Origin of the sequence: Kitasatospora sp. NPDC091257, from assembly GCF_044757675.1 — a bacterium.
In the GTDB taxonomy this organism is placed as follows: Bacteria; Actinomycetota; Actinomycetes; order Streptomycetales; family Streptomycetaceae; genus Kitasatospora; species Kitasatospora lactacystinica.
In genome coordinates this window covers 1-10,119 of sequence record NZ_JBIVVI010000186.1, presented here as the reverse complement: position 1 = coordinate 10,119, position 10,119 = coordinate 1, and the positions used below count along the sequence as shown (strand labels likewise).

Sequence of the window (10,119 nt, the reverse complement as noted above, 5' to 3'; positions counted from 1 at the left end):
GTCATCAGGATGCCGTCGGACTGGAACATCTCCTCCGCGCTGGTGCGGGTGAGCATGTTGAGCGCGGCCTTGGCCATGTTGGTGGGCGGGTGGTCATGGTGCGGTAGTGGGCGATGTCGGCGGGTGAGGGTTCGACGTCGGCGGTGACGGCCGCGTAGACGGCGCGGACGGCCGGGTTGCCCTCGAAGGCGGCCGCCGTGATGGAGCCGAGTTCGACGGCGGCCTGCTGATCGAGGCGGGCGGGGCCGTCGGGGCCGTCGGGGACCACGGGCAGCCGGCGTTCGGCGGCGACCGCCTCGCACAGCGCCTCGGTCAGCAGGACCTGGGCGACCCATCGGGTGAGCTGGCGGTCCTCCGAACTGCCGGACTGCGGCAGGGCGGTGGCGCGCGGGCCGTTCCGCAGGGCGGCGAGGCGGTGGTCGAGTGCCGTCCGCGGGAGCGGGCGTCCGTCGAGCAGGCCGAGCGTGGTCATGCCTCCACCACCAGGGCGACGGTCGGGGCGTACTGGCAGCGGCCGAACCACATGACCTTGGCGAGGGCCCAGTACGCGCCCGGGTCGGTGGATTCGGGGACGGTGACGGGGAAGTCGACGGTCGTGGCGGTGCCGGCGGGGGCGGTGAAGCCGCGGACGGGGTCGGCGATGGCCTCCCAGGTGCCCCACGGAGAGACGAGCTGGAGTTCGCCGCGGATCTCGCCGCGCGTGCGGTTGGTGAGGACGAGGGACAGGGTGGCCCGGCCGCCGGGGGCCACGCGCAGGGTCGCGGTGGAGACCTCGACGTCCAGCCCGGTGTCGCGGCCGGTGGTGGCCTTGCTGCCCTGGGCGATCGTCCAGTCCTCGGGAGTGTCGCCGGGGACGGGGAGCAGGTCGGGCAGCTCGCCGACGGCGATGGTCACCACGTCCTCGATCAGCTGGCCGTCGTGCTCGATGCGGACGGCGGCGAAGTACAGCCCGGGCTCGGCTCCGGCCGGCGGGGTGACGGTGACCGGGAAGCGCAGGTGCCCGCCGGCCTCCAGTCGGTACGGGCGGCTGCCGAGGCCGGTCGTCCAGCCCTCGGGCGGCAGCACGACGGCCGTGCCCTCAACGGCGGCATCGCGGAGCTGGGAGGAGAGCACGACCGACAGCGTCACCGGCTCCCCCGCCGTTCGCAGCAGACCGGGCGAGGCGCCGACGGACACCGGCAGGTAGCCGAGCGGGGCCGGGCCCCGGTTGTGGAGCCAGTAGCGGGCGTGGACGGGCTGGGCGGGTTCCGCGGTGGGGCCGAGGTCCGTCGCGGCCGCGGGGGCGGTGACGGCCGGGGTCGCGAGCAGGGTGGCGATCTGCGAACCGGCGAGGTCGAGAGCGGAGTCACCGGAGGGAAGCGGTCGTTCCAGCAGGTCCGCGGCCCGGATCTCGCCCAGGCCGAGCGCGCCGCCGAGCCGCGCCGTGCGCCCGAGGCCGGTGGATTCGACGAGCCGGACGGTCAGTTCGCGCCCGAGTGGCGACGTCGAGCCGTGCGCGATCGGGTTGCCGGCCGGTTTGAGCGTCCCGAGCAGCACCTCGCGCTGCGGCTCGACCCGCAGCCAGGACAGGGTGGCGGGCAGCGGCCCGTCCTGCGCCGGGGTGATCCGGGCGTACAGCGGGTGGTTGAACTCCTGGCCCTGGGCGGGCAGTGCGCGGTCCCGCCAGTCGCCGTCCCCTCCCACCAGCGCGTAGCTGAACTCGTGCGTCCAGTGCTGGAGTTGGAAGGACGCGCCGTCGGGCAGGGTGCGCCGGGGCGGGTCGATCCAGACGCCCGAGGGCCAGCCGGTGCAGGAGCGCATCAGCGACAGGTGCAGGGCGCCGGTGGTGTCGACGGCGAAGCCGGGCAGACCGAAGCTCAGCAACGCGACGGTGTGGTCGGCCAGTTGCTCCTGGACCGGGGACGGGCAGACGGCGGTGATCCGGGCGTCGGCCAGGTCGTCGACCAGCGCCGCCACGTCGGAGACGACGAGCGCCGGCAGCGCCCGCAGGTCGCGCAGGTCGGCGTCCGGCCGCCAGACCTCGGCGAGCGGGGTCACGGCGGGCACCCACACCGCGCCGTGCGCCTTCAGGGCGGCAGCGTACTCCTCCCCCGCCAGCGAGATCAACTCCTTGGCCGCATCGTTGACGTCGGGCCCACCGACGACGATCCGGAAGTCCGGCAGGTTGGAGTCCACCTCCAGCCAGCCGTACCGCGCCCAGTCCGCCCCCGAGGTGGTGGCGGTGACCCCGACCCGGGCGAGCGCGACCACCAGCGGACGGGCGTCGGCGGCGTCGTCCAGCGCGGGGACGACGACCTCCGCCACCCCGAGGGCGCGCGAGCCGGCCGCCGCACCCAGTGCGTCGGTGAGGTCCACGCGCGCGGTGGCGCCGAGCCCGAACCAGGTGTTGGCGGGGTTGTCCAGGGTCCACGGCGCCTCCGCCGAGTCCACGTCCGGCATCGCGAAGCCGCGCCCGACGACCGCGCCCGCGACCTCGCTGACCGGCAGGCCGCCGGGGACGTCCACCGGGAAGCGCAGCCGCAGCAGCCGGTCGGCGCCGGAGTGGTCCACCACCCGGGTACGGCAGTCCACCCGGTCGAGGCCGCGCCAGAGCGTGACGGTCTGCTCGTACCGGACGGAGTCGACCGTGCCCTCGATCACGAGGCGCTCGCCGAGCGGCCCGGTCTCCCGGCGGACGGACGCCTCGCCGTCGCCCGAACCGACGACCGGACCGCTGGGCACCAGGTGCCAGGGGCCCTCGCCGAAGTCGGGGTGCTGCGGGTACTCCTCGTACACCCGCAGCTCGTTGCCGATCCGGCCCTCCTGGATCAACTCCCTTCGGTTCGACAGGTCGTGGACCGAGGTGAGACCGCCGCCGCGCGCCGGGTCGGCGGTGACGCGGTACCGGTCGCCCTCGATCACGAAACCGTCGGCCGCCGTCCACGGCTGCTCCGCCTCGCCCTCCACCAGTCGCCAGGTGCGCCAGCCGAGCGCGGGCACCTCGGCGGCCAGGAAACGCAGCGTCCCCCGGTCGACGGCGCTCGGCACGGGCTCGCCCCGGTCGTCGAGCACTCGCACCGACCGCATGCCGTCCGGCAGTTCGACCGTGACGAGGTCGGTCCGGTCGAAGGAGAGCGTGTTGGTCACCACGATCGCCGAGCCCGCGCCCGCGGTGGGTCCCGCCCCCGCCGTGGGTCCCGCCCCCGCCGTGGAGATCCGCCCCGCGAGAGCGTCCAGAGCCGCGTCGCGTACGCCGGACGCCAGGTCGTACGCCTCCCGCCAGCCACCGAGCAGGTCCAGGTACACCTGGTCGGACTCGGAACCGGTGATCGCGTCGTGGTGGGCGCCGTAGGCGAGTTGGCGCCAGACCTTGTCGAGCGCGGCGGCCGGGTAGCGGCCGAGGCCGTGCACGGAGGCGAGCGTGGCGAGCTTCTCCGCGTCCACGGCCGCGACCTCGCCGGCTCGTTGGGCCTGCTTGGTGTCGATGTACGAGACGTCCTTGCCGGTGTACACCGGGTTCATGTCGCGGGTCTGCGGGCTGGGCCGCCTTCCGGTGGCGGCGAGTTCGGCGCGGACGGCGTCGAGGAAGTCGCGCGGGACGGCGCAGACGAACCGGGGCCAGAGGTACTTGGCGGCCCAGGAGCGGTGGATCTCGGTGACCCACTTGTTCGGCGGGGTGTAGTCCGTCCCGACCGGCAGCAGCAGGTTCTTCGTCGCCCCGACGGGCTTGAGCTTGCGGTACAGCTCGTAGACGGCCTGTTCGGCGGTGGCGAGGTCCGGGGAGGAGTCCATCCACCAGCCGGCCGAGTAGTGGTGCGGCATGTAGTGGGTGAGCACGCCGTCCCCGCTGGGGGCGATCCACTCGAACTCGCTCGGGAACTGCATCACCCGGGCGTCGTCCTTGGCCTCCCGGAAGTTCTTCTGGATCGGGCCCCACTGGTGGAAGGGGCCGCGCGCCCAGGCGCTGCCGGTGAGGCCGGCCGCGGCGAGGTGGCCGGGGAACTGCGGGTCGTGTCCGAACACGTCGAGCTGCCAGGCGGTCCGGGGGTCGCCGCCGAGGATGTCACGCTGGTAGCCGATGCCGTGGACGATGTTGCGGATGGTGGTCTCCGCGCCGGTGAGGTTGGTGTTCGGCTCGTTGTAGGTGCCGCCGACGAGTTCGATCTGGCCGCGTTCCAGCAGCAGCCGCAGGGTCTCGCGGCGCTCCGGGTGCTGGTCGAAGTACGGCTTCAGGTAGTCGACTTCGGCGAGCACGAACTTGTACACCGGGTCCCGCAGGGCGAGGTCCAGGTGCGCGTCGACGAGGGCGAAGCCGTTGCGCTCCCACAGCGGCCGGGTGGTGGCGTCGGCGGAGAGCAGTTCCCACGGGGAGGTGTAGGCGGCCTGGGTGTTCCACCAGACCGGGTCGTAGTGGAAGTGCGAGACCAGGAACATCGTCCAGCCGGGCTCGGCGACGTCCACGCTCGCCTCCGCGACGGCGTCCGAGGCCCGCACGGTGACGGGCAGCCGGTCGCCGGGCGAGGCCCCGCTGATCTCCAGCGGGACCTCGACCGACCCCGTGCCGGTCGCCTCGCCGCGGACGCCCGGGCCGCTGACCGTGATCCGGGCGGCCGGGCCCTCCAGCGTCACCCGCAGCACTTGGCGCGGGGCGTCCTCGGGGCCGACGAACAGATCGGTGCTCTCGACGGCGGTGATGGTGACCGGCACGGGGGTGCTTCCTTTCCTCGGACAGGGCAGCGCGGGGCGGCGGGGCTACGCGCCCCAGGCCTCGAACTCGTAGATGCGGGCGGCCGGGTCGCCGGTCTGGGTCGGCGTGTTGACCACCAGCCGGACGTACCGGGCGGTGATGTTCACCGGGTGGGTGGTGGTGCCGGCCGTGTTCCCGGTGACGTCGGCGACGGTCGTCCAGGGGTCGTTCGCGCCGGACCGGACCTGGATGGCGAAGTCACGGGTGTTGTACGAGGCGCTCTCGCCGCCCGCCGCCGCGTGCTTGACCACGAACTTCGACAGTTGCTTCGCCGAACCGAGGTCCGCCTCCAGCCACTTGGCGTAGGTCAGCGCGCACCACTTGTCGCCGGTCCCGCCGCTGACGCTGCCGTTGACGGCCTTGGCCGGGCCCTCGTTGGCGTTGCACTGGCCGGAGGCGGTGGCCGGGCGGTTGAGCGCCAGGTTGACGGAGGTCGGCGGGGTGCCGTTCCAACGGACAGTCGTGGAGGCGGCAGTGGAGCGCCCGTAGGTGGTGGACACCGCCTCGACGTCCAGCGTGGTGGCGTTCTCGTTGCCGGCCCGGTCGAGCCGCCCGACGAAGTACGCGTCGTTGGGCGTAGCGCCGAGGAAGCTGCGGCTGCCGTCCGCGTTGCGCCGGTAGACCTCGTAGTGGTGCACGTTGCCGCCGGGCGCCGCCGTCCAGGACAGCCGCAGGGACTGGCTGGTACCGGCCGTCACGTCGCTCGCGCCGAGCACGGTGAGGCCGGCCGGGGCCGCCGGGGTCTCCACCGCACCGTCGTAAAGGGCGATCTGTCCGACCCGGAGGTCGTACGCCGGGTCGCTGCCCTCGACCCGCAGGGCGATCTGGGCGACGGTGCGGCCCGCGTACGGGGAGAGGTCGAGGGTGTGCCGTTCCCAGCCGCTGCCGGTGTTGGCGCCGACGTCGACCGTGGTGAAGCTGCTCGGCGAGTCCGTGAACGACACGGCGGCCTTGAGCTTCGTGGGCCCGGCGGCCGGGGTCTTGACCACCAGGTCCAGCCTGGTGTTCGCGGCGACCGGCAGCTTGGTCTGGTACAGCCGTACGGTGTTGGCGGCGTCGAGCTTTCCGCTCAACCGCAGCGAGGAGCCGCCCTGGTAGGCGTCGGTGAAGTCGACGGACGGGGTGAGCCTGCTGCCGGTCGACTCCACCATCCAGCGGTAGGTGGGCGGGACGTCCTGGAGCGAGAGGTTGTTCCAGCCACCGGTGGCGACCCGAGTACCGGCCGCGTTGTAGAAGTCACCCTGCCCCGTGTCGAAGTTGGTGACGAAGGGCTTGGCGGTGATCGGCGAGGACTCGGCCACGTAGCCGGCCAGGCCGGGCCAGCCCGCCGAGAGGTCGATCCGGGACGGGTCGCTGTTGGCACCGACCCAGTAGCGGGCGTCCTTGGCGTAGAAGTCGGCGCGGTCGGTGGCGGACTTCCAGGTCCACTCCGGGCGGTAGAGGCCGAGCGAGGTGGTGTGCGGCTGCCCGGACGGGAAGAGGGCGGACCAGTCCACGCCGGTGTTGTAGCCGTTGGCCTCGGTGTCGATGCCGGAGTAGAGGTCGTACTCGCTGCGGCCGAGCTGCCGGGCCAGCGCCCGGGAGGAGTTCAGGCCGCTGGCCGACCAGCCGAAGTTCAGGAACATCGAGTCCGAGGTCCGCTTGGAACCCTCTTGCAGGAAGGGCGAGTTGGCGGAGGTGAGAGCGTTCTGCCAGTTGACGGAGCCGGAGGTGGTCATCGCGTCGTACCACATGAACTCGGTGCCGCTCTGCGCCTTGGTGTACTGCATCAGGTTGCGCACTTCGCCCGCCAGCGCCGAATCGCCGCCGCCGGTCTCCTGGTTGATGAACCAGCCGTCGAAGCCGTAGTACTGCGCGGCCTGGACGAGCTTGTCGGCGACCGGGTAGCGGCCGCCGGACTTCTGGACGAAGTCGCGCACCCACTGGAGCTGGCCGCCGTACGCGCCGGGCGGGAAGAAGACCGTGCCGTACACCTTGACGCCGTTGCGGTGGGCGGCGTCGATCACGGTCGGGTTGGGGGCGAGGATCAGGCCCGGTGGGCCTCGTCCATGATGTCGGTGAAGGCTTCCATGAACCGGTCCACATCGCGCTCGGTGATGATCAGCGGCGGGATCAGCTTGATCACTTCCAGGTGGTCGCCGGACACCTGGGTCAGGATGCGGTGCCGCTGCAGCAGCGGCACCACCACCATCTGTGCGAACAGCCCCTTGCGCGCCGCCTGGAGCGCGGTCCAACCGGTGCGCAGCTTGAGCGACTTGGGCCGGCCGAACTCGATCCCGATCATCAGCCCGCGCCCGCGCACCTCGGCGAGCAGCTCGTAGGTGTCGACCAGTGCGGCCAGCCGTTCACGGAAGTGGTCGCCCACCTTGCGGGCGTTCTCCACCACCTGCTCGTCGCGCATCACCTCCAGGGTCGCCAGCCCGGCCGCCATGGCCTGGGCGTTGGACCCGAAGCTGGCCGAGTGCACCAGCACCCGGTCCATCGAGGAGTACACCTTCTCGAAGATCCAGCTCTTGCCGAGCGTCGCCCCGATGGGCACGTACCCGCCGGACAGGGCCTTGGCCGCGCAGACGAGGTCGGGCAGGACCCCGTCCTCGTGCTGGTAGGCGAAGAACTCGCCGGTGCGGCCGATGCCGGTCTGCACCTCGTCGCAGATCAGCAGCGCCTTGTGCTCGTGCAGCAGGGCCTGGGCGGCCCGCAGCCAGCCGGGCGGCGGAGCCTGGACGCCCTTGCCCTGGATCGGCTCGACGATCAGCCCCGCGACGTCGCCGCGCTTCAACTCCTTGGCCAGCGCACCGAGATCGCCGAGCGGGATGGCGGTGTCCGGCAGCAGCGGGTCGAAGCCCTTGCGGAATCCGTTCTCCCCGTTGACCGAGAGCGAGCCGGTGGTCAGCCCGTGGAAGGCGTGGTCGGCGTAGAGGATCCGCCGGCGTCCGGTGGCGTACCGGGCGAACTTGAGCGCGGTCTCCACCGCCTCGGTGCCGCTGTTGCCGAAGAACACCCGGTCCAGTCCGGGCGCGTACGACAGCAGCCGCTCGGCCAGCAGTCCGGGCAGCGGCGGGCAGTCGAAGCGGACCAGGTCCGGCAGGTCGAGGTCCATCACCTGCTGGACCGCCGAGCGCACCACCGGGTGGTGGCGGCCGAGCGCGAAGATCCCGAAGCCGGCCAGCATGTCGAGGTACTCGTTGCCCTCGGCGTCGTAGAAGTACTGGCCCTCGGCTCGCTCGTAGTACTTGTCGAAGCCGATGGTGTGCAGCATGCGCGGCAGCTGCGGATTGAGGTATCGGCTCTGCAACTCGTAGCGCTCGCCGCCGCGTTCGGCGATCAGGGCGGCGAGGTCGAAGGGGCGGTCTGGGTCAGCCGGCATGGCGCGGGTTCGCTCCTCGGGTCGGTAGCAGGTTCTTGGCGAAGACGGCGGTCTGGGCGGCGACCCCGGTGCCGGTCAGTCCGGCCTCCTCCAGGATCTCCCCGCGCGAGGCGTGGCCGAGGAACTCCTGGGGCAGGCCGAGCACCCGCACCGGCACGTCCACGTCGGCGTCGCGCAGCGCCTGGGCGAGGACCGAACCGACGCCGCCGGTACGGCCGTTGTCCTCGACGGTGACCACCAGCCGGTGGGCGGCGGCCAGTTCGGGCAGCGCCGGGTCGACGGGCTTGACCCAGCGCGGGTCGACCACGGTCGCGGTGAAGCCCTCGGCGAGCAGCAGCCGGGCCGCGTCCAGGCAGGCGGAGGCGGTGGTGCCGACCGCGACCAGCAGGATCTCCGGCACCCGCCCGGTGCGCAGCAGCACGTCCACCCCGCCGATCCGCTCCACGGCCGGCACCGCGGGTCCGACGTTCCCCTTCGGGAAGCGCACGACGGTCGGGGCGTCCCGGACCTCGACGGCCTCGCGCAGCTGGGCGCGCAGCTGTTCGGCGTCGCGGGGTGCGGCGAGCCGCAGGCCGGGGACCACCTGGAGGATCGACATGTCCCACATGCCGTTGTGCGAGGCGCCGTCCGGCCCGGTCACCCCGGAGCGGTCGAGCACGAAGGTGACGCCCAGCCGGTGCAGGGCGACGTCCATCAGGACCTGGTCGAAGGCCCGGTTGAGGAAGGTCGCGTAGACCGCGACCACCGGGTGCAGCCCGCCGGTGGCCAGCCCCGCCGCACTGGTGACGGCGTGCTGCTCGGCGATCCCGACGTCGAAGGTCCGCTCCGGGTAGGCCTTGGCGAACGGGGCCAGGCCCACCGGCTGGAGCATGGCCGCGGTGATCGCCACCAGGTCCGGCCGCTCGGCGCCGAGGGTGACCAGCTCGTCCCCGAACACCGAGGTCCAGGAGACGCCGCCGCTGGGCGAGATCGGCAGGCAGGTGTAGGGGTCGATCGGGTTGACGGCGTGGAAGCGGTCGGCCTCGTCCTGCTCGGCCGGCCGGTAGCCGCGCCCCTTGACGGTCAGGCAGTGCACGATGACCGGCCCGCCGAAGTTGCGGGCCTGGCGCAGCGCCTGTTCGACCGCGCCCAGGTCGTGGCCGTCGATCGGTCCGAGGTACTTGAGGCCGAGGTCCTCGAACATGCCCTGCGGGGCGAAGGCGTCCTTGAACCCCTTCTTGGCGCCGTGCAGCGCGTCGAAGATCGGCTGGCCGACCAGCGGGGTGCGCTGCAGGGCCTCCTTGCCGAGGGCGAGGAAGCGCTCGTAGCCCTGGGTGGTGCGCAGGGTGGCCAGGTGGTTGGCGAGGCCGCCGATGGTCCTGGCGTAGGAGCGCTCGTTGTCGTTGACGACGATGACCAGCGGCCGGTCGCGCGCCTCGGCGATGTTGTTGAGCGCCTCCCAGGCGAGCCCGCCGGTGAGCGCGCCGTCGCCGATCACCGCGACGGTGTGCCGGTCGTGCTGGCCGAGCAGTCGGGCGGCCTTGGCCAGGCCGTCGGCGTAGGAGAGCGCGGTGGAGGCGTGCGAGTTCTCGACCAGGTCGTGCTCGGACTCGCCGCGCGAGGGGTATCCGGAGAGTCCGCCGCGCATCCGCAGCCGGCTGAAGTCCTGGCGGCCGGTGAGCAGCTTGTGGACGTAGCTCTGGTGGCCGGTGTCGAAGACGATCCGGTCGTACGGCGAGTCGAAGACCCGGTGCAGCGCGATGGTCAGCTCCACCACGCCGAGGTTGGGCCCCAGGTGGCCGCCGGTGCGGGTGACGGCGTCGATCAGGAAGTCGCGGATCTCGTCGGCGAGCAGCGGGAGTTCGGCCGCCGGGAGCTTGCGCAGCTCGGCCGGCGACGTGACGCGGGAGAGCAGTGACATGGGTACACCTCACGACTCGGAGCGGTGCGGTGGCGCCTCCGGCCGGCCCGGGCGGCGCGGGGCCCGGCCCGGTTCGGGAACGGGCCCGGTTCGGGAACGGGCCCGGCCCGGTTGGGCGGAGCCGGC

5 protein-coding genes are annotated in these 10,119 nt (G+C 72.7%); all 5 read right to left on the bottom strand.

The annotated features are described in order from the left end of the window. Positions 1 to 4: 4 nt before the first annotated feature. The 5 genes from ACIQOV_RS11785 to dxs are packed head-to-tail and all read right to left on the bottom strand — an operon-like array spanning position 5 to position 9,993. Complete coding sequence (locus ACIQOV_RS11785) at positions 5 to 472, bottom strand: hypothetical protein (protein ID WP_401047647.1); 468 nt, start codon at positions 470 to 472, stop codon at positions 5 to 7. Beyond that, complete coding sequence (locus ACIQOV_RS11780) at positions 469 to 4,686, bottom strand: NEW3 domain-containing protein (protein ID WP_401047644.1); 4,218 nt, start codon at positions 4,684 to 4,686, stop codon at positions 469 to 471. Before ACIQOV_RS11780 ends, ACIQOV_RS11785 begins: the two co-directional genes overlap by 4 nt. Before the next feature lie 45 nt (positions 4,687 to 4,731). Beyond that, positions 4,732 to 6,732 (bottom strand): discoidin domain-containing protein, encoded by a 2,001-nt coding sequence (locus ACIQOV_RS11775; RefSeq protein WP_401047641.1) that lies wholly within the window; start codon positions 6,730 to 6,732, stop codon positions 4,732 to 4,734. A gap of 20 nt (positions 6,733 to 6,752) precedes the next feature. Beyond that, entirely contained in the window at positions 6,753 to 8,093 is a 1,341-nt protein-coding gene (locus ACIQOV_RS11770; protein ID WP_401047639.1) for an aspartate aminotransferase family protein, read from the bottom strand. Beyond that, complete coding sequence (dxs, locus tag ACIQOV_RS11765; protein WP_401047638.1) at positions 8,083 to 9,993, bottom strand: 1-deoxy-D-xylulose-5-phosphate synthase; 1,911 nt, start codon at positions 9,991 to 9,993, stop codon at positions 8,083 to 8,085. The genes ACIQOV_RS11770 and dxs overlap by 11 nt, the downstream gene beginning before the upstream one ends. Between the last annotated feature and the right edge of the window lie 126 nt (positions 9,994 to 10,119).

Bases quoted from the DNA above. Each gene is read 5' to 3' on its own strand.
- ACIQOV_RS11785 (WP_401047647.1), bottom strand. From the start codon at position 472: ATGACCACGCTCGGCCTGCTCGACGGACGCCCGCTCCCGCGGACGGCA.
- ACIQOV_RS11770 (WP_401047639.1), bottom strand. From the start codon at position 8,093: ATGCCGGCTGACCCAGACCGCCCCTTCGACCTCGCCGCCCTGATCGCC.
- dxs (WP_401047638.1), bottom strand. From the start codon at position 9,993: ATGTCACTGCTCTCCCGCGTCACGTCGCCGGCCGAGCTGCGCAAGCTC.